The sequence below is a fragment of the Agriterribacter sp. genome, from assembly GCF_035444585.1.
Taxonomy (GTDB): Bacteria; Bacteroidota; Bacteroidia; order Chitinophagales; family Chitinophagaceae; genus Agriterribacter.
Genome location: NZ_DAOMOZ010000005.1, coordinates 1 through 20,871 on the forward strand (window position 1 = coordinate 1; position 20,871 = coordinate 20,871).

The 20,871-nt window shown below is 45.1% G+C and carries 14 protein-coding genes; 11 read left to right on the top strand and 3 right to left on the bottom strand.

Annotated elements, in window-relative coordinates:
- Nucleotides 1-85: 85 nt before the first annotated feature.
- The 11 genes from PLH26_RS00920 to PLH26_RS00965 all read left to right on the top strand — a co-directional run bounded on the left by PLH26_RS00920 (nt 86) and on the right by PLH26_RS00965 (nt 13,011).
- Entirely contained in the window at nt 86-1,021 is a 936-nt protein-coding gene (locus PLH26_RS00920; RefSeq protein ID WP_324584090.1) for a TolC family protein, read from the top strand.
- A gap of 96 nt (nt 1,022-1,117) precedes the next feature.
- Nucleotides 1,118-2,194 carry an efflux RND transporter periplasmic adaptor subunit gene (locus PLH26_RS00925; protein WP_324584091.1) on the top strand — a complete coding sequence of 359 codons (1,077 nt, stop codon included), beginning with the start codon at nt 1,118-1,120 and terminating at the stop codon, nt 2,192-2,194.
- Between the two features lie 29 nt (nt 2,195-2,223).
- Nucleotides 2,224-5,418 (top strand): efflux RND transporter permease subunit, encoded by a 3,195-nt coding sequence (locus PLH26_RS00930; protein ID WP_324584092.1) that lies wholly within the window; start codon nt 2,224-2,226, stop codon nt 5,416-5,418.
- Nucleotides 5,419-5,794: 376 nt separating this feature from the next.
- Nucleotides 5,795-8,131, top strand: a complete 2,337-nt coding sequence (locus PLH26_RS00935; protein ID WP_324584093.1) for a TonB-dependent receptor — start codon at nt 5,795-5,797, stop codon at nt 8,129-8,131.
- A gap of 35 nt (nt 8,132-8,166) precedes the next feature.
- Nucleotides 8,167-9,402, top strand: a complete 1,236-nt coding sequence (locus PLH26_RS00940; protein ID WP_324584094.1) for a DUF4374 domain-containing protein — start codon at nt 8,167-8,169, stop codon at nt 9,400-9,402.
- Between the two features lie 3 nt (nt 9,403-9,405).
- Nucleotides 9,406-10,548, top strand: coding sequence for a PepSY-associated TM helix domain-containing protein (locus PLH26_RS00945; RefSeq protein ID WP_324584095.1), 1,143 nt, complete (start codon nt 9,406-9,408; stop codon nt 10,546-10,548).
- 208 nt (nt 10,549-10,756) lie between these two features.
- A complete protein-coding gene (locus PLH26_RS00950; RefSeq protein ID WP_324584096.1) occupies nt 10,757-11,092 on the top strand; it encodes a hypothetical protein in 336 nt (111 codons plus the stop codon).
- Between the two features lie 2 nt (nt 11,093-11,094).
- The gene (locus tag PLH26_RS00955) at nt 11,095-11,388 is read left to right on the top strand and encodes a hypothetical protein (protein WP_324584097.1); all 294 of its coding nucleotides are present in this window, start codon (nt 11,095-11,097) and stop codon (nt 11,386-11,388) included.
- 10 nt (nt 11,389-11,398) lie between these two features.
- Entirely contained in the window at nt 11,399-11,695 is a 297-nt protein-coding gene (locus PLH26_RS21680; RefSeq protein ID WP_502876355.1) for a PepSY domain-containing protein, read from the top strand.
- The gene (locus tag PLH26_RS00960; RefSeq protein WP_324584098.1) at nt 11,632-12,528 is read left to right on the top strand and encodes a PepSY-associated TM helix domain-containing protein; all 897 of its coding nucleotides are present in this window, start codon (nt 11,632-11,634) and stop codon (nt 12,526-12,528) included. Before PLH26_RS21680 ends, PLH26_RS00960 begins: the two co-directional genes overlap by 64 nt.
- 66 nt (nt 12,529-12,594) lie before the next feature.
- Complete coding sequence (locus PLH26_RS00965; RefSeq protein ID WP_324584099.1) at nt 12,595-13,011, top strand: hypothetical protein; 417 nt, start codon at nt 12,595-12,597, stop codon at nt 13,009-13,011.
- Nucleotides 13,012-13,225: 214 nt separating this feature from the next.
- On the opposite strand, the gene PLH26_RS00970 is transcribed toward PLH26_RS00965, so the two are convergent.
- From PLH26_RS00970 to PLH26_RS00980, 3 genes are all read right to left on the bottom strand, one after another.
- Nucleotides 13,226-15,634 (bottom strand): ABC transporter permease, encoded by a 2,409-nt coding sequence (locus tag PLH26_RS00970; protein WP_324584100.1) that lies wholly within the window; start codon nt 15,632-15,634, stop codon nt 13,226-13,228.
- A gap of 181 nt (nt 15,635-15,815) precedes the next feature.
- Complete coding sequence (locus tag PLH26_RS00975) at nt 15,816-18,224, bottom strand: ABC transporter permease (protein ID WP_324584101.1); 2,409 nt, start codon at nt 18,222-18,224, stop codon at nt 15,816-15,818.
- Between the two features lie 196 nt (nt 18,225-18,420).
- Nucleotides 18,421-20,799, bottom strand: a complete 2,379-nt coding sequence (locus PLH26_RS00980) for an ABC transporter permease (RefSeq protein ID WP_324584102.1) — start codon at nt 20,797-20,799, stop codon at nt 18,421-18,423.
- Nucleotides 20,800-20,871 lie beyond the last annotated feature (72 nt).

Sequence of the window (20,871 nt, forward strand, 5' to 3'; positions counted from 1 at the left end):
TTTACCGGCTTAAAGGCGGCAAGATCTACACGGGAATACTACCAGATCAATGCCGACCTCACCGAAGAGCAATTGATAGAACAGGTTGCCGGGTAATTATTACCAGGTATTGGTGCAGCGTCATAAGATCAGTTTGGTTGACAGCACGATTGCTATTACAACAAAAGTACAGGGCATCATTAAAGGACAATATGATGCAGGATTGGCAAGAAAAATTGACCTGGGCAGGGTAGCGGTGAATATTTCAAACCTGCAAAGCAGGCGCCAGCAACTGATAAACGCGGTAATGCTGTATGAAAATCAGTTGAAATATGCTATGGGCATGCCGATACAAACTGCTATACAATTGCCGGATGTTGATTTCAGCTCTATTCAGCCCCGCCTGGCTGACGCTGCCGATATGCCTGATCTGAGCAACCGTACAGAGCTTAAATTGCTGAACCAGCAGGAAAAGCTATTGCAATACCAGAAAGAAAGTTACAAAGCAGAATATTATCCCTCGCTTTCATTATCGGGCAATTATGGCTACCAGACACTGGGCAACACCTTTCCCATGGGAAAATCGGGTGGTAGCAGCGGCGTAAACTGGTTCGATTATGCATCCGCCGGTGTAACGCTTAAAGTGCCTTTGTTTAACGGGTTTGCAACCCGCTCACGCATCCGCCAGGCAGATGTGGCGATCCGGAAGTTTAAGGAAGATGTTGATCAAACAAAGCTTTCTTTAAATCTCCAGTTCGAGAATGCAAAAACACAGATACAGAACAACCTGGTGATCCTAAACAATCAAAGGATAAACGTAGACCTGGCAAAAGAGGTTTTTGAACATACCCAAAATAACTATAACAATGGTTTGGCGCCATTAACCGATCTGCTCGATGCAGAAACTTCACTTACAGAAGCCAACAACAATTATGCAGCGGCATTGCTGGATTATAAGCTGGCAGAAATACAACTTACCAAAGCAAAAGGAGAACTCAGGTCATTATTAAAAAACCAACAACAGAATATGAAACGCCCATGAACAAATTTCCTTCACACAGGAGTATGTATATGGGGACGTTCCCTGCCCGTCCGGTCAGGCGGGCATTCGACCAATAAAAAATAAACAGATATACGAATGAAACAGAAATCAATTGTACGCACGCTGATCACTATTGTGATCCTTGCTGCTGCGGTTATATTTACCGGATCCACCCTCATGAAAAACAAAAAGGAGAATGCCGCTAAAATCGCAATAGCAGCACAAACAAATGGCAGTGTTGCTGTAAGAATAGCAACAACAAATCGCCAGCCGTTGCAACATGACTTCACCGCCAATGGAAATTTCATTCCTTCACAGCAACTGAATTTTTCGGCCGAAAACTCCGGACGGGTTACCAGCGTGCTGGTTGATGAAGGCAGCTGGGTAAGCAAAGGCCAAACGCTTGCTGTTATTAAAGCCGATCAGTTGAATGTGGATGTGGAAAGCGCCCGGGCTGCTTACAACAATGCCCTGAGCGATAAAGCACGTTATGAAAGCGCATTTAAAACAGGTGGCGTTACACAGCAGCAGCTCGACCAGGCAACACTGGCTTTAACCAATGCCGAAGCAAGGTTAACACAGGCGAAACTCCGTGTAGCCGATACCTATGTAAGATCATCAATCAATGGTGTGGTGAATAAACGTTTTATTGAACCCGGCGCCGTGGTTTCCCCGGGCACACAGATGTTTGAGCTCGTAGATGTATCACAACTGAAATTACAGGTAGCCGTTAAAGAAAACCAGGTAGCGCAATTAAAGCAGGGCGATGATGTGGATATCAGGGTAAGTGTATTTCCCGATAAATCATTTAAAGGAAAGATCACTTTTATTGCCGCCAAGGCAGACAACAGCCTGAGCTTTCCGATGGAAATAGCGCTTGATGCTAACCCCGGGAATATGATCAGGGCCGGCATGTATGGCACTGCCGTATTCAGCTTTCCTTCGGCAGCTCCTGTTATGGTAATACCGCGCAGCGCTTTTATCGGCGGTGTTGGCAGCAACCAGGTTTTCACCGTTGGAAAGGACAGTACCGCAGTATTAAAAACAATAGTTTCCGGAAGAATAACGGGCGACCAGGTAGAAGTGCTGCAGGGGTTAAGCGAAGGTGAAGCTGTAATTACCAGCGGGCAGATCAATCTTTCCAACGGGACTAAAATATCAGCAGTGCAATAGCATATAGTGATTTACTAAAAAACAATTCAATGAAAATTGCAGAAATATCCATAAAACGGCCAACACTGGTGATCGTACTGTTTGCAGTATTGATACTGGGTGGCCTGTTAAGTTACAGCTCGCTCAATTATGAGCTGCTCCCGAAATTCTCCCCGGGCGTGGTAACGGTAACCACTGTTTATCCGGGAGCATCGCCGGCCGAAGTAGAAAACACGGTATCCAAAAAAATAGAGGATGCGGTGTCTTCTATGGAAAATATCAAAAAGCTTGAAACAAAGTCCTTTGAAAGCCTTTCTCTTGTTACCATTACACTGAACAGCGGTACGGATGTTGACCTGTCGCTGAATGACGCACAGCGTAAGGTAAACGCCATTTTGAGCGATCTGCCTGATGATGTTGACCCGCCATCGCTCAATAAATTTTCGGTAGATGATCTGCCGGTGATGACGTTGTCTGCAACCGGTACAATAAACGAGGCTGATTTTTATGATCTGATAGACAAACGCATCGCATCGGTTTTATCGCGTGTTCAGGGGGTTGCCCAGGTTAACCTTATCGGCGGACAGGAAAGAGAAATACAGGTAGATATAGATGCAGATAAATTGCAGGGTTTCGGGTTATCATTAAGCCAGGTGCAGAATGCTATATTGGTTTCCAATCTTGATTTCCCTACCGGGAGCGTACAAACGCGCCAGCAGGACATCCTTATCCGTTTGGCAGGAAAATACAATTCGGTAGAAGAATTGCGCAACCTCGTAGTGTCCGGTAAAAATGGCGTGCAGGTACGCCTCCGCGATATCGCGGATGTACAGGATGCGCAAAAGGATGTTGAAAAGCTGGCAAGGGTAAATGAGCAGAGCGCCATTGCCTTGCAGATCATCAAGCAATCCGATGCAAACGCGGTATCCGTAAGTGAAAAGATATCTGCTGCCATTGAGCAATTGCAAAACGATTATGCCGGTGCCGGATTGAAGATGGATATTGCCAACGACAGCTCGGTATATACGCTGCAATCCGCCAATGCGGTGATGCACGATCTTATACTGGCTATCGTGCTGGTGGCTTTTGTGATGTTATTCTTCCTACATAGTGTACGCAATGCCGTTATTGTAATGGTGGCTATCCCGGCCTCGCTCATCGCTACTTTCATCGGCATGAGCCTCCTGGGCTACTCCCTCAACCTGATGTCTTTGCTGGCGCTGTCGCTGGTGGTAGGCATACTGGTAGATGACGCGATAGTGGTACTGGAAAATATCTACAGGCATATGGAGATGGGAAAGAACAGGGTGCGTGCTGCCTATGATGCCACAAAAGAGATCGGGTTTACGGTTACCTCCATTACGCTGGTGATCGTAGTGGTTTTCATCCCTATTGCATTGAGCACCGGCCTGGCTGTCGATATTCTTAAGCAGTTCTGTGTTACGGTGTCAATTGCTACGCTGCTGTCGTTGCTGAGCTCCTTCACCATAGTGCCGTGGTTATCTTCACGATTCGGGAAGCTAGAAAAGATCACAGGCAAAACATTCTTCGGGAAGATCATAGTTGCCTTTGAAAAGGGATTGTCCGGTTTTACCGACTGGATCACCGGTATCCTGAAATGGTGCCTGGCGCATAAGAAAACCACCCTGGCTGTAATGGTAGCATTATTGTTTGGCTCATTTGCATTGGTAGGTGCAGGTTTTATCGGCGCGGAGTTTTTTGCAAAGAGTGACCGTGGTGAATTCCTCGTGCAGATAGAGATGCCTAAAGACGCGTCTGTTAAGCAAACCAATGCCATGGCCCAAAAAGCAGAGGAGTATCTAAAGCATAAGCCTGAGATCACAAAAATGATCACTACCGTTGGCCAGAGCAGCGACGGGGTAATGGCTTCCCGGTCGTCTGCTTACAAGGCAGAGATCAATGTTCAACTGGTGCCTAAAACCGAAAGAGCAGATGAATCAGGCATATATGCAGCAAAAGTAAAGCGTGAGCTGCAGCGAACGCTCGTAGGAGCGAAGGTGAAAACGGTTCAGGTGAGCATACTGGGAACAGCAGAGAACGCGCCGCTGGCGCTTGTTGTGACCGGCCCGGAACTGGACAGTGTGCTCACATTTGCCAATGCCGCTATGGCCGAGCTCAGGCAGGTACCGGGTGCTACGGAAATGCGTTTATCGGTAGAAGCAGGTAATCCTGAGATCAATGTGCAGGTTGACCGGGATAAAATGGCCGCGCTGGGATTGACCCTTGCCAATGTGGGTACCACCATGCAAACCGCTTTCAGCGGCAATACCGACGGCAAATTCCGGCAGGGTGAATATGAATATGATATCAATATCCGCTATGACAAATTCAACCGCCGGAGCATTGATGATGTAAGCAACCTGCTTTTTGTAAATGACCAGGGGCAGCAGATACGCCTTTCGCAATTTGCAGCGGTAAAAGAATCCAGCGGACCCAGCCAGTTGGAGCGCAGAGATAAAAGCACATCGGTTACCATTCAATCGCAGGTGGTAGGCCGCCCGTCCGGTACGGTTGCTGCCGAATGGCAGAAACGTTTCGATCAGTTATCACGTCCCGTAGGTGTGAACTATGTATGGAGTGGTGATATGGAAAACCAGAGCGAAGGTTTTGGTTCGATGGGCATTGCGCTGGTTGTGGCTGTTGTGCTGGTATACCTGATCATGGTGGCCTTGTATAACAGCTTCGTTTACCCGTTTGTGGTATTGTTCTCCATTCCACTGGCCATCGTTGGGGCCTTTCTTGCCCTGGCGCTCACCAATAATTCACTTAACCTGTTCACCATTCTGGGCCTGATCATGCTGATCGGGCTGGTGGCGAAGAACGCGATCATCCTGGTTGACTTTACCAACCAGCGTAAAGCGGAGGGGGCAGGCACTTACCAGGCGTTGATAGATGCGAACCATGCCCGTTTGCGCCCGATCCTGATGACTACCATCGCAATGGTAATAGGTATGCTGCCCATTGCCCTCGCCCGGGGTGCGGGCGCCGAGTGGAAAAATGGCCTGGCATGGGTGATCATTGGCGGACTGATCAGCTCATTGTTCCTTACGCTTGTGGTGGTGCCGGTAATGTATGCTGTGTTCGATAAGATCGTTAACCGCATCAACGGCAGAAAGAAAAAACAAAATATAGACGAACTGATGGTGGAAGATTATGTGCCGCATGAACATGCAATGCAGAAATGGGAGAAAGAGCATGCCGAACCCGTTTTTATGCCGAATTAGTGCAGAAAGATCAGGTTTATTGTTGCGCCGGCGGTTCAGTCGGCGCAATTTTTTTTAAATGTAGTTGCTGCTGCATTTCTCTGTTTTCAAATTTCCACGCTTTCACATTAACCCACGGTCTGACACTCCTTCGTCGCGTGCCGGCCGCTTCATTTGTCATGCTATTGTCATCAAAAGCTAATACTGAAGCTCTTTACCTTTTTCGAAAGATATTTTCCGTTTTACGTAAGCCTGTTGGTTGCATTGCATATACTTTCGCCACCGTTTAATCCAATATCGGAAAATTGATCGCACAGCCTGCCATTTCAACATTCAACAACAACCTGTTTCATGACGATACGCTCCTTTTTATTAGGGGATCTGCTTTTGCAGCATATTGCAAAGTATAAACGCCCAGCACAGGTCGGGCATAAGCGGCTATGTTAAAAATGCCGATGGGCCAATAGCTGACGCCACGGTGATTATCCGGGGTACTGAGCGTGGAACCGTGACCAACAAAAAGGGGTATTTTGAATTGAGTCGCGTGGGGCAGTCGAAAGTAACGATCGTTGTATCTTATTCGGGCTATCTAACCCAAACACAGGAAGTGTTACCGGGCGCATCAAAGCTCCTCGAATTCACATTGGCAAAGGATGAAAGGCAACTGCAGGATGTAACCGTAACCGCTGTCAACAAGGCACGGGAAGTTAAACATTCAGGCTTTTCGGTAAATGTGGTGGAAACAAAACAGTTTGCCAACACTACTGCCGATATCAACCAGGTGCTGAACCTTACCACGGGTATCCGTATACGTGAGCAGGGCGGACTGGGATCCAATTTCAATTTTTCCATTAACGGGCTGTCGGGCAAATCGGTCAAATATTTTATAGACGGCGTGCCTGTTGAAGTACTGGGAAGCGCCATGTCGCTGAATAACATTCCTGTTAATTTGTCGGAAAGGATTGAAGCATATAAAGGTGTGGTGCCGGTTCACCTGGGATCGGATGCCATGGGCGGCGCCATCAATATCATTACTTCGCAAAAGCAGACCAATTACATTGATGCAAGCTACAGCTATGGATCATTCAACACGCACAGGGCATCATTTACCGGGCAGTATACGCATCAAAAAACGGGCATCCAGGTAAAGGGAACGGCGTTCTATAATTATTCCGGTAACAATTACACGATGAAGGATGTGGAGATACTGGAAGGCGGCGTAAGGCATGGCAATGAAATTACGGACCTCAACGGAGCCGTTTTTGTACGAACCGATGCAAAACGTTTTCATGACCGGTATCAGTCGGCCATGGGACAAATTGAGATAGGGCTGGCAGAAAAAAAATGGGCGGATGCATTGTTCCTCGGCGTAGGCTATTCACAGGGGATGCAGGATCTTCAAACGGGTTTTGAGCAAACGATCGTATACGGGAACGTGACGCGCAAGAGCAGTGCCCTCAGCGGATCGCTCCGGTATAAAAAAGACAACCTGTTTGTGCACGGGCTCAGCCTGAACATCTTTGCTTCACAGTCGCGTGACAGTTATTTAACGGCAGACACCTTATACCGGCAGTATTACTGGGACGGAACCTGGACCGTTAAATCATCATCCGAGATGAATTCCATCAAAAGCCTTTCACGTATGAGCCGCCCGAAAACTTTTGCAAGAGCCAACCTCAGCTATGCTATCAACGAACAGCACTCCGTTAATTTCAATTATACAATTGACAGGGTGAAAAATGAAAATTATAATGAGCTTGTAACATCAGAAGATCCGCAGCCCGGACTCCTGAACAAGCAAATTGCAGGGCTGGCTTACCAGCAGGAATTACTGGACAAGCGGTGGGTGAATACATTTTTCGGGAAATATTACGGGCTTAACCTTACCGCCAATAAGTGGATCAACAATGAGTATACTGCTATAAGCCAAAGCCAGCCAAACTATGGATATGGCATTGCTACCCGGTACAAGATACTTCCTGAATGGGGCGTAAAGGCATCCTATGAAAAGGCATTCCGCCTGCAGGAAGTAGATGAAGTATTTGGCGATGGATTAAACGTGCAGCCCAATCCCGATCTGAAGCCGGAGCACAGCAATAATTTTAATGTGGGCATGTATTATGGAAAAACACTCCGGGAGCGCCACAGGTTCTATATCGAAGCCTCCGGATTTTACCGCAATGCGGCGGATTTTATTTACCCCGTTCCCGATCAAAGATCAAAAGCGCTGAAAAATGAGAACAAATCGAGCGTACGGATCACAGGGATGGAAGCCGAACTGAGATACGATTATATGAACCTGCTTTCTTTTAACGTAAACCTTACTTACCAGAACGCGGTAAATACTACAAAGTTCGGCGGCACAACATCCAGCACCCCCGAAGCAACCTATCTCAACAAAATACCAAACCAGCCGTGGTTGTTTGGCAATGCAGGTTTAAGCATTGGTAAAAACGACCTGCTGGGCAAGGATACAAGGCTGCAATTCAACTGGTATACACAGTATGTGCACTGGTTCTATCTTACCTGGGAAGCGTATGGCAACGCCAATGGGAAATCGGATATTCCCAATCAACTGGTGCACAATGCAACTCTTACTTATTCTTTGCAGAATGGTAAGTATAATATTTCCGCAGAGTGCAGGAACCTTTCAGACAATCCTGCCTTTGACAATTTCCGTCTGCAGAAACCCGGTAGGGCTTTCTCTATGAAATTCCGGTATTTTTTGAGATAACATTCATCATTTTTTAATATTCATAATCAACTACAATGAAGCTGCATTATTCTGTTACTAAATTATTGTGTGCATGTATGGTAATGGCTACGCTGAACGCATGTGAAAAAAATAACGATACAAACCCGGACCCGGATCCTGATCCCACCGAAGAGCATCAATATGCTGCCGTTGTATGCATAGGCAGTTGGCCGAGCACTGCCTATTATATAGCAAATGTTCCATCGCTTACTGAAGGCACTATTACCATACAGGGTAACGGTGCGGAAATGACCGGCAAAGTATATGCGCAGGATGTACCGCAGAAAAACGGCTACTACTACCATGCTAATGCAGGCAGCGGCCGTTTTGGCAAATACCATGTAGAAAACGGGACATTGATCGTTGATAAGGAAATCCCATATACCTGGCTCAACTGGAGCTCTTATGTGTGGGTAGACGATGAAACAATGGTAATATTCGGAACAGGCGCCGATGATGATGAAGTAAATGAAGGACGCTATTCGATTGTAAAAGTGGATGATATGACCATTACCAACGGGAAGCTTGATCTTAAAGCCTTCCCGAATGCAGACTTTACCAATTATAGTATCGGCTTTGCCGAATACAGGTCCGGAAAATTGTTTATCGGCTACCAGTTTGCTTCGGACGACTGGAGTACGTACCCGGTGATGAAGATTTATAACGAGTTGGATATTGCTGTGGTGAACTATCCCGACATGACATTGAGCAATAACATTTCGGATATCCGCAGCACTACGCCCGGCGGCCCGATTGTATATGCACCCTCTTCTTTTGTAGATGAAAACAACGACCTGTATTTTGTAACCGACCCGGTAAGCGGCTACGATTATGAATCTCCGTCTGTTATTTACCGCATTAAAAACGGGGAAACCGAGCTCGACGGATCGTACTACTTCAACCTGTCTTCCAAAACGGAGAACGGCATGGGCGCTGCGATGTGGTATATCGGCAATGGTAAGGCCATCATCCGTACAAGGGTAGCGGGAGAAACCATTGACCTCGATCATTTTTATACCATAGTGGATGTGAGGAACGGTAACTTTATCAAAAAGCTCGACCTGCCGGCCGACAAGGGTGAAAGAATGGTGCAGGCTGTTGTTGTGGAAGACGGTAAAGCATATATAGCTGTAAATGCCGAGGATAAAGATTATATATGGCAATACGATCCTTCCACGGAAGCGCTTACTCCCGGTGCTGAATTCATCGGTGGCATTGACTATATCCTGCGGCTGGAAAAAGTAAAATAAAGCATGCTTAAAAAACTAAACGCCTGGCTGCACCTGTGGCTGGGACTGGCATCGGGAATAGTGGTTTTAATAGTAAGCGTTACGGGGTGTATACTTGTATTTGAGCAGGAGATCAAAAGCATGGTCCATCCCTGGCTGCATGCCGAAAAACCTGCCGGCGCCGCTTATCTTCCGCCATCCGCATTGTACCAATCAGTGGCAAAAGGGCTGCCCGGCAAGGAAGCGCATTCGGTATGGTATCATGGCAGCAACCGTACAGCGCACTTAACGCTCGATGGTGATTCGGTGGTGTATATGAATCCCTATACCGCTGAAATAACCGCCGTTGTTGATCATGAAGATTTCTTTCATATCGTGGAAGAAGGACACCGTCATCTGTGGCTGCCTGTTGAGGTTGGAAGAGCAATTGAAGGCTGGGGCACATTGATCTTTTTTGTTTTGCTTGTAACCGGGGTAATATTGTGGTGGCCCAGGCGATGGAACAAAAAAGCTGTGAAGCAGAGTTTTACCATACGATGGAAGGCCAGGTTCAAAAGAGTGAATTACGACTTACACAATGTGCTGGGTTTTTATGCGCTCATTCTTTCTGTTATCATTGCATTTACCGGGCTCATGATGAGCTTCCCCTGGTTCAACAAAACGGTATTCCGGCTGGCCGGCGGGGAAATAAAGCCGCGTGTACAGGCGGTATCTGATACCAGCCTGGCAGGCAACACTGTGATGCTGCAGCAGGTAGATAAGGCCTGGCAGAAAGGCTTACAGGAGATAGGGCAGCACAATACCGACCAGGTGATCGTTCATTTCCCCGATGAGCCCGACGAAGCTATTTATGTATGTGTGGATATGTACAGGGGAAGCTGGAGAGATGTATACCTTGATCAGTATTCTCTTGCCGAGCTTCCCGCATCGGCGCCGCGGCTGGAAGACACGAAGGGCGGTGCATGGCTCAGGAGAATGAATTACGGCCTGCATGTTGGTGAAGTGGGCGATCTTACTACAAAGATCTTATATTTCCTGGGTAGTCTTATCTGCGCCAGCCTGCCAGTTACCGGTTTTATGGTGTGGTGGGGCAAGAAGAGGAAAAAAACAAAGAAAAAACTTCGGCCGCAACGCACCGTTGCATATATGCCTGCATATAATGAGTGACGTTGAACGCTGCGATCTTATCGTTGCATTTTCAGTTATCCGTTACCGGTAGAGCCAGTGGGGCAGGGGAGTAAGCGGGATGATCATGGGCCCCTGTTGTGCTTTCGCTATAAGGAAACATGTTTACGAAAAAAGGAAACTGACAATGAGGTGACAAAATTAATGGCAACTATATTTTCTTTTGCACACTGAACCACTCGTTTTTATAATGATGTATACCGTTTCTATCCTGTGCTGCTTTTCAGGATTTTTTATGCTGTACAATACTTCGCACAAAGCAAAGTTGTCAGTAAAAGGTGCAATTGAAAAGTGGCTTCAACAACATCCTGCCATTGCCAAAAGCGTGGGTATTTTACTGGTCATTGCCAGCTTTCTGATACTGGCTGCAAAGGATGGAACAGGGGTGGGGATATTTACCGCAACGTTGCTGCTGATGACAGCCGGATGCTTAACAATAGCCATAGCGCCATTGTATTATCTCCGGTTAAAGCATATTGCAGCACTCTCTGCCGGTATTTTTTTACTGGAATTTCTATTTTCTTAATTATGCCTGCAAATAAAAAATATCTTACCGCTTCGCCGGTGCAACGTACGCTAAAGATCACTGCCGGGGTTATAGGAGGATTTATGCTCACTACGGCCTTCCACCAGTTTGTGATGCTTTTCCTGTCAAAAAAAGATGTGTATGTAACCATGCATTTTACGGCTTATATGATGTGGGCATTTTTGATGATAGTGGCTTTTCTTGCCCGTAACGGGTGGAAAGTATGGGCCTGGTACCTGCTGACGGGCGCAGTATTGTTTGCACCGTACATATACCGGGTGCTTGTTAAGCAGTAAAGCAATGGCAATGAATTTAAGGAACTACAACATCTATTTTAATACACACACCGTTAGCGGTATTATCATTACAGCAGTTTTGTTCGTAATATTTTTTGCGGGATCTTTCTCGTTCTTTAAGAATGAAATAGCTGCCTGGCAAACAAATACCCCCAATAACATAGCCGCTAAAAGATCGCTCAATTTTAACCGGATCGTTGATACGGTTGAAAAAAATATAACCTTTACGGGCGTGAAGTATCCTTGTATGTCAACCCTCATTCCAGCAAGATCAATGTATATGTTTCCGCATCAAAAGACACTGTAAACAATAAAGAGAAGGGCGGCTTTTTTTATCTTGACCCCCAAACCTTTGCCACAAAAGATTATGAGGCGTCTTACGACCTGGGCGAATTTTTATACCGGCTGCATTTCCTGGCGCAGGTAAACAGCATAGGAAACCTGGGCTTCCCGCTGGGATATTATATTGCGGGCATTGTTGCCTTTATTTTCCTGTTTGCTTTGATTACCGGGCTGCTGGTACACTGGAAGAAAATTGTTTCTAATTTTTATTTGTTCCGCCCGTGGGAAAAGCTCAAAACCGTATGGACCGATCTGCACACTGCGCTTGGCGTGATCACGTTCCCCTTCCTTTTTGTATTTGCTGTAACGGGCGCTTATTTTTTGATCAGCTACCCGTTGTTTACAAAGCCTACTGTTGCTTTGCAATACAATGGTAACGAAGATTCGCTGTTTGCAGCGCTGGGTTACGGCAGCCATGAGCTGGTGCTGAAACAACAGCCTGCTGCCAGGCCGGATATCAATCATTTTGTAGACAGGGCCTATAAGCAATGGAAGGAAGCGGATGTCAATCATGTGGAGGTATTAAATTACGGCGATGCCAGCATGCAGGTGCATGTTGGCGGACTGATGCCCGCTTCCAAAAAATTCACCAGCTCGGGAGAGCTTGTTTTTGATGTGGCCAGCGGTACCGTGCTGAAGCACCGCGACCCTATGGAGCCTTCTTCTTATTCGGATGTGGTGGAAAATGCCGTGTATGTACTGCATTTTGGTGATTACGGAGGGTATGCTACTAAAATTTTTTATTTCCTGCTCGGGATATGCAGTTGCATTGTTATCATCTCGGGTGTGCTGATATAGCTTGTTGCGAGGGATAAAAACAATATTCCGGAGAAAAAACGGAAATTCAATCTCTGGCTCACGAGAGTGTATCTTTCTGTTTGCCTCAGCATGTTCCCTGTAACTGCTGCATCTTTTATAGCTGTAAAGCTCAATCCTTACGGCGGGATGGATTTTATTTATGCCTTTTATTTCTGGTTATGGCTGGCAGTTAGCATAGCATTCCTGTTCCAAAAGGATATCTATAAAATATGCCGCGACAATTTGCTGGCAGGTGCTCTCATCGGCATATGCATTCCCGTTGTAAACGGCATGGTTACCGGCAACTGGCCGTGGGTCAGCTATGCCGGTGGGTATCACGATATTTTGCTGGTTGATGTATTCTGGCTGCTGGTATCGTCGGGCGTTTTCATCTGCTGGTGGCTGATGGTTAAAAAACATCGCATGAGAGACAAGGTGATTCCTGTGCAAAGGGTAAAGGCTTCAGCAGGTATTCCTGTGTAACCCACGGCTTTCAGCGAAGCGACCTGCTTTCAGCTATGAGTGGAGAGCTTTCAGTCTTTCTTATATTTATAAAGCCTGTATCCGGACATGGCGTTTCTCCGTAGAATGCGGCCGGACATCATTTTCAAATTACCATATTTTCAAATTTTCAAATTGATACGCGGTCTGACGCTCCTTTCGTCGCGTACCGACCGCTTCATTTTCAAAATTAACCTCATTCCGTTCTCAGTGCCTTCACCGGATTGGCCATTGCTGCTTTTATTGACTGGTAACTTATCGTAATTAGTGCGATAAATGCTGCGATGAGTGTTGCCAAAGCAAATACCCACCAGTGAATGCTGATCCTGTATGCAAATCCGCGCAGCCAGTAATTCAAAAACCACCAGGCAACCGGGAATATGATCAATGCGCCGAAGAAAATAGATCTCAGAAATTGCCTGGATAACATGTCAACTATTTGTTTAACGCTGGCTCCCAGCACTTTTCTTATCCCTATTTCTTTAGAACGTTGTTCTGCCATATAGGAGGCCAAGCCAAAAATGCCGAGACAGGCGATACCTATTCCCAGCAATGCAAATGAGCTGAATAAGGCTGCAAGTCTTTTTTCGGAAGTATATAATTTTTCCAGTGATTCGTCTACAAATGAAATTTCAAAAGATTTCTCAGGAAAAGTTCTTTTCCATTCGTTTTTAATGTTTTCAATTGTCGCATGCACGTTTCCGGGATTGATGCGAATAAAAGTATAGCCGCTCGTCATACTGCCTTCTGCCTTTAAAGCTAAAGGAGCTATTTTATGATGGAGGCTAAGCCCGTTGAAATCCTTTACAACGCCAATAACAGTTCCCTGTAACGCAGGATAGTCCAATCTCATTCCAACTATAGGTTGTGGTAAACCCAGTACTTTAGCAGCAGTTTCATTCAGTATGATTGACCTGTCTATTCCTGCCTTTTTCAGCGCTTCCGGACTTAGCTTTTTATTATTATATGGTTCTAATGTATCCAAAGAATATTTTTCAGAGAAGTCTCTTCCTGCAGTGAGCTCAATGCCCATGCTTTTTATAAAATGAATGTCTGTAAACATCATATCTACTGAAATCTTCCTGGATGAATCTGCCCGGTCATCCCAGCTTCCGCTACCTCCATAACCAATGCCGGGACTCCATGAAGAAACGGATATATTTTTTATAGCGGGATTTTGCTGCAACCTGTTTTTAAATATTTCTACACTTTTGCCATACCTGTTAAAAGGGATCATCAGTAATTGTTCTTTATTGAATCCCAGCTTTTTGTGCTGGATGAAGCGGAGCTGCTGAAAAATGGCAATGGTTACAATGATGAAGAAAATGGAAACCCCAAATTGAAACACCACTAATGCTTTTCGCAATGTTACATTGAATGCATTCCTGCTTATTATTCCTTTTATAATGAATGCAGGCGCTTGTTTTGATAAGTAAAATGCAGGATAAAGTCCGGCTATCACTCCAAAAAATAGTATTCCCCCCAAAAAAGTAAGGAGTGAAGCAGTATCAAATACCATAAAAACATCCGGGTTAATATGTAATATCCCCGCAATGAAAGAAGAGAAAATAATTGTTAATACAATTGAAGCGGTGGTTGCCAAAAAGAAAAACATGATTGTTTCCGAAAGGAATTGTATGATGATCCCTTTTCTTTGGATGCCGAGTACTTTTCTGATACCTGTTTCTTTTGCACGGTGCAGCGAACGGGCAGTTGACAGGTTGATGTAATTAATGCCTGCAAGAAACAATAACAGCAGTGCAGCCAGTCCGAAAATATAGATATACCGGATGTCGGAGTTTACAGCTAATTCACCGCTGAAACTGGAATGCAGGTGAATAGCTGTCAGCGGTTGCAAAACGAGCTGTATATCTTTAGGAAAAGCATATTTTTCATAAACAGATTTAAACTTTTTTTGCAGCGATCCGGCTTCAGCATTATCTTCTAACAATACATATTGATATATTCCCGAATATGCTTTCCAGTTGAGCGGCCTTGAAGCCCAGGGGTAGTTTAAACTGGCAATGGCTTCTGCTTCAAAATGCGTATTGGCCGGGATGTCTTTTATAACAGCGGTTACGGTAAACGGTTCGCCCTGTCTGTTGGTTAATATCTGGTTTACAGGATTGCTGTTGCCAAATATTTTTTTAGCAGCAGATTCTGTAAGCACAATCGATTTTTTTTCGGACAATGCTTTTTGTGGATTACCTGCAATAAAGGTGAAAGGAAATACACTGAAGTAACTATTGCCCGCATCAATCGTTTTCACTTTTATATTGCCACTCTTTCCTGCAAACTCCTCGCTTCCCGGGCTTACCTGTACAAACTCCTTTACTTCGGGAAATTCTTTTTTAAGCATTTCAGCCAGGCCGGTTGGCAATTGTAATTTATTGGCATCTTCCTTTAACCGGGAGTTTTCGGTATAAAGCCTGTAAACTTTATCAGATGTGGGAAGATAGTTGTCATACGACAGCTCGTATCGTATATACAATGATATAAATATTACAGCGGTAAGGCTAACAGTTAACCCAAGAAGATTTATAGCGGAGAAGACTTTTTGGGTTTTCAGATTCCTGAAAATGATTTTTAAATAGTTTCTTAGCATAATTTAAGCTTTGAGCTGTCAGCCGTCGGCTTTCAGCAAATGAATATTCTTATATTACTCATTTCATTTTCACATTTCACTTAAATCGCGGTCAGACGCCCGTTTCATCCCGTATCCACCACTTTCTTTTTCAAATTTCCACATTTTCACATTTTCAAATTGCCCGATTTTCAAATTAACCTCACTCCGTTCTCAATGCTTTCACAGGGTTATCCATTGCAGCCTTATACGTACGGGCTACAATGATCAGTATGGTAACTGTACCAATAAAAGCAAGAGATACTATAAACGGTATACCGGTTATGGCTACCCGGTAAGCGTATGCATTCAGCCAGTTGTTCATTAATATATAGGCAAGCGGGCAAACCACTAATCCTGCTATTAGCACGATTGACAGGAACTCTTTTACAAACAGGACGATAATGGCTGAAACCGAAGAGCCCAGGATTTTCCGGATACCGATCTCTTTTATCCTTTTTTGTACACTCAAAGCTATTAGTCCCAGCACGCCAAGCAATACAATAACAAGCGCCAGCACGGTAGCGGTATAAGAAGCCTGCTGTAATTGTATTTCTGTTGTATATAATTTTTTGATGGCATCATCCATAAATGTATAATCGAATGGAGTGCCTGGTAAAAGCACGGACCATTTTTGCTGTAAAGCCGCTACGGATTCACGTATATTGCCCGCATGCAGCTTGAAAGACAGGAACCTGAAGATGGTATTGGTTTTAACATGTACGAATGTAACCGGCGGGATCGCTTTTTGCAGGGAACCGGTGTTAAAATCCTTTATAACACCTGCTATTGCAGCTTTGTAGCCGTTAAATCCCTGGAAAATGACTTCTTTGCCGATAGCATCATGCGGGTCGTTCCAGCCCAGTGCCTTAGCCTGCGTTTCATTGATAACGATCTTAGTGGCATCCACCGGCCCGCCTTCATTTCCAAAAAATTCTCCTGCCGCCATCGGGATATTAAAAGCAGACCTGTAGTATTCATCAGTGGTAAACTGTTGTGAAGAAACAGCATGGGCAGAATCGGAACCGATCCTGTATAGCGTAACCTGCCCGGCATTGTTATCGTCGGGCACTTCATAAGACAGTGTGGCATTGCTAACCTGCGGCATTGCTGCAAATTGCCTGCGGATCGTTTCCATTTTATCAACTCCCGGACGCGACCAGTCGCGCGGCAACTGTGCAGACACGATATAGTCTTTATTGTATCCCAGGTTTTTTGTAAAAAAGAGCTGCATTTGTTCCGTAATGATACATGCACAAATAAAAACAAGCGCTGCTGTGCCGAACTGGAATCCTATTAATAATTTCCTGAACAAAACATTGTCTTTTATTGCCCCCGGTTTGCCCTTGAGTGATTCAACTGCTTTAAGGGAAGATAAAACAAAAGAAGGGTAGATGCCTGCCAGGAACCCGATCAATACAATTAATACGGCCGGAATAAAAATGAAGTATAACGGAAAGACATTTAAAGAAGGGATTTCTTTGCCCAGTATATTACTGAACAGGTTTCGGGTTGCTGTATATATAAAGATTGCTGCTATTGTAGAAAAGAGTACAGTGATCACAGACTCCACCAGGAACTGAACGATCAACTGCCTTCTTAGTCCGCCCAGTACTTTACGAATGCCGATCTCTCTCATCCGCTCTGCTGATCTGCTCACCGATAAGTTTATAAAATTTACAATGGCCATCAGCAATATAAAAAATGCTATGCCCGACAGGGAAAACAGGGTTTTTTGGATCAACCCGTTATTGGCATCCAGGTAATACCGGCTTAAAGGAACAAGGTATGGGGTAAGGTTCTCTGCAACACCCGGCGGTGCATTTTGCTTTAACAAATGCTGCATGGGTTTTTCCAGTTCAATGGGTGAAACACCTTCCTGAAGCTCTATATAACCTACAATATAAAAATTAGGCCAGTCCATATTTCTGCCAAAGTAGCTGATGTTATCGGCCGATATATAGAATTGGTTATTGTTATTGTCGTTCAGCATCGTTACAGAATTTTTTGCAGGGCTCTTTAATACAGCGCTTATCATAAAATCATGCTTCGATCCGGAAAAATTTTCTATAGACAGGGTTTCTCCCGTTACATCTGTTTTACCAAAATATTTGATCGCCTTTTCCGCAGTGATCACCACTGAAAAAGGGTCATTAAAAGCTGTTTTTGCGTTACCATGCAGCACACTGAATCCATACATGCTTAACATCGTGCTGTCGCCAACCTGCAATCCTTCCCTGAAAACCTTATCTCCTTTAGATACATTCGATGTAATGCCATCCCAGCGGTAGTAGTTGGCTACAAGATGGGGGTAAGTTTCCCTTAGCGCTTTAGCCAGCGGGCCAACCGTGGTTAACTCCAGTCCCTGGTTGGGATTTTTCCATTTGCTTTGCAGTATATACTGCCGGTCAGGGTTTTTTAATGCGCTGTTCACATTCAGTTCACTCCATACGTACGCGCCAATAAGCAATGTAAAAGCGATGCCCACCGATAATCCTGAAATATTTATCAGGGTATGAAAACGGTTTTTTGTAATGTTCCGCCAGGCGGTTTTGAAATAGTTTTTGAACATAGTTGTAAGCTTTGAGCTTTCAGCAATCAGCCTTTCAGCCTTTCTTATATTTATAAAGCCTGTATCCGGACATGGCGTTTCTCCGTAGAATGCGGCCGGACATCATTTTCAAATTACCATATTTTCAAATTTTCAAATTGATACGCGGTCTGACGCTCCTTCGTCGCGTGCCGACCGCTGCATTTTCACATTTGTACTATTCGCTTCGCAACGCTTTCACCGGATTTGCCACCGCTGCTTTTATACTTTGATAGCCTACTGTTAACAACGCTATGCCGATGGTGAGCAAGCCCGCAAGTGCAAATATCCACCATGCTATATCAATCTTATATGCAAAACCCTGCAGCCAGTTATTCATTGCATACCATGCTACGGGAGTAGCTATTACTATAGCAACCAAAACCAGCTTTATAAAATACGATGACAGCAGTGCAATAATATTGGGAACGGAAGCGCCCAGCACCTTGCGTACACCTATTTCTTTGGTGCGTTGTTCGGCTGTAAATGTTGCCAGTCCCAGCAAGCCCAGGCAGGAAATGAAAACAGCGAGGAAAGCAAAATAATTGGAAAGCTTGCTGACAACCTGTTCACTTTTATACAATTTCATGTATTCGAGATCGGAAAACCGGTAGGTGAAAGGAAATTTCGGGTTTAACGATTTACATATTTTTTCGAGCCCGGCAATCGTTTCTTTGGTTTTACCTGCCCCCGTACGAACCAGTATAGTGCCCCATGTCCAGTTTTCATCCAACCTTAAGATCAGGGGTTCGATAGACTGGTGTATGGAATTGAAATGAAAATCTTTTAGTACACCGATGATCTTCCCGGGGCGGTTACCCCAAGACACAGGCTGACCCACAGGATCTTTGTATCCCATTTTCGCTGCGGCAGTTTCGTTCAGTAAAAAACCTGCGGAGTCTGTTCCGAAGTCCCTCGAAAAGTCACGGCCTTCTTTTAGCTCCAACTTCATTGTTTTTACAAAATCATAACCCACTACACCATCGGCGAATGACACAGCAAGGTTCGGTGCTTTGCCCGGCCACCCGATGCTGGTGGTATGGTGTTCAATTACAGTGGGGGAATTTCTCATTTTTGAAATGCTGAGGACACCTGGTATTTTGCCTGCTTCTTCTTTGAATCGGGCATAATTTTTAACCAGGTCGCCTTCTATAGGAATGTACACCAGGTTCTCCCGGTCGTAACCCAGGTTTTTTGACTGAACATAATCCATCTGCTTATAAATGACGATCATGCCCACAATAAACACAATGGAGAGCGCAAACTGGAAAACCACCAGCACTTTACGGAAAAATGTTGCGCTCCAACTGAATCTCAGGTTACCTTTCAGCACCTTTACGGGCTTAAGCGAAGACAGGAAAAAAGCCGGATAGCTGCCTGCCACCAGGCCTGTAAACAATAGCAGCGCTGCTAAAAACGACCAAAAGAAGGAACTGGTAACGGGAACGTATAATTGCTTACCGGTGAGCGTATTAAAGGCCGGCAACAGCAAGGCTGCTAAAATTACGGCAATTAAAACCGAGATGGATGTCAGCAGCATGGCTTCTCCTGTAAACTGGCCGATCAGCGCATACCTTGATGCGCCAACAACCTTTCGAACACCAACCTCTCTCGATCGCTTGGCAGAACGGGCAGTGGCCAGGTTCATAAAGTTGATGCAGGCAATCAGCAGGATAAAAGCAGCTACCAGGGTAAACAGGCGTATATATTCAATGCGGCCACCATCAATTTTACCGTTTTTGAAAGAAGAATGAAGGTATTTTTCAGGGAAAGACTGTAAGTCCAGCTCTACAACAAAACCTTTTTCTTTTTGCCTGTAATTGTAAACAAAATCTTTGATCTTCGCCTTTACTTCCACGGGATCAGCACCGGCAGTGAGTTGTACATAAGTAGAAGGACTTGTATTCCCCCAGTTGTTTACCCATGCATTCTCTTTTACAAAAGCTTTCCAGCTTCTCAGAAAATCGAATTGCAATGAAGAATGGGGAGGTATATTTTCAAATACAGCAGTTACCTGCAATTCATCTTTATTTTCGTAACGGATGGTTTCGCCGATGGCTTTTTGCGGGCTTCCAAAAAAGGCTTCGGCCATTCTTCGCGAAATGGCAATGCCTTTAGGTGTATTCAATGCTGATGCCGGTTTTCCCTCCAGTAAAGGAAAGCTGAACATGCTGAAGAAATCAGCGCCCGCAAAGAATCCATTCATTTTATTGATCTTTGTTCGCGCTTCAAAGGTACTGAGCGTGCCCGGCGCCGCTGCATATTCCAAGCCGCTGGCGTATTGGATTTCGGGAATTGCTCTTTTGAGCTCATCTGCCAGGAGTCCCTGCGTTGAATAGCCGGCTTCCGCTTTGCCATCGTAATACTGCCGCTCGTATACCTGGTACAACCGGCTGCCATTGGCATGGAAGCCATCAACACTCTTTTCATCCTGTACCCAAAGCATGATCAGCAGGCTGCAGGTTATTCCCAGTGCCAGCCCGGAAATATTAATGGCCGAGAACGCTTTGTTGCGGACCATGTTGCGCCAGGCGGTTTTGAAATAATTTTTGAACATAAAAAGTGATTTCTGATGTATGACTTCTGATTTGTTGATTTTTGATTTAGGCTGTGGGCTATGAGCTTTGAG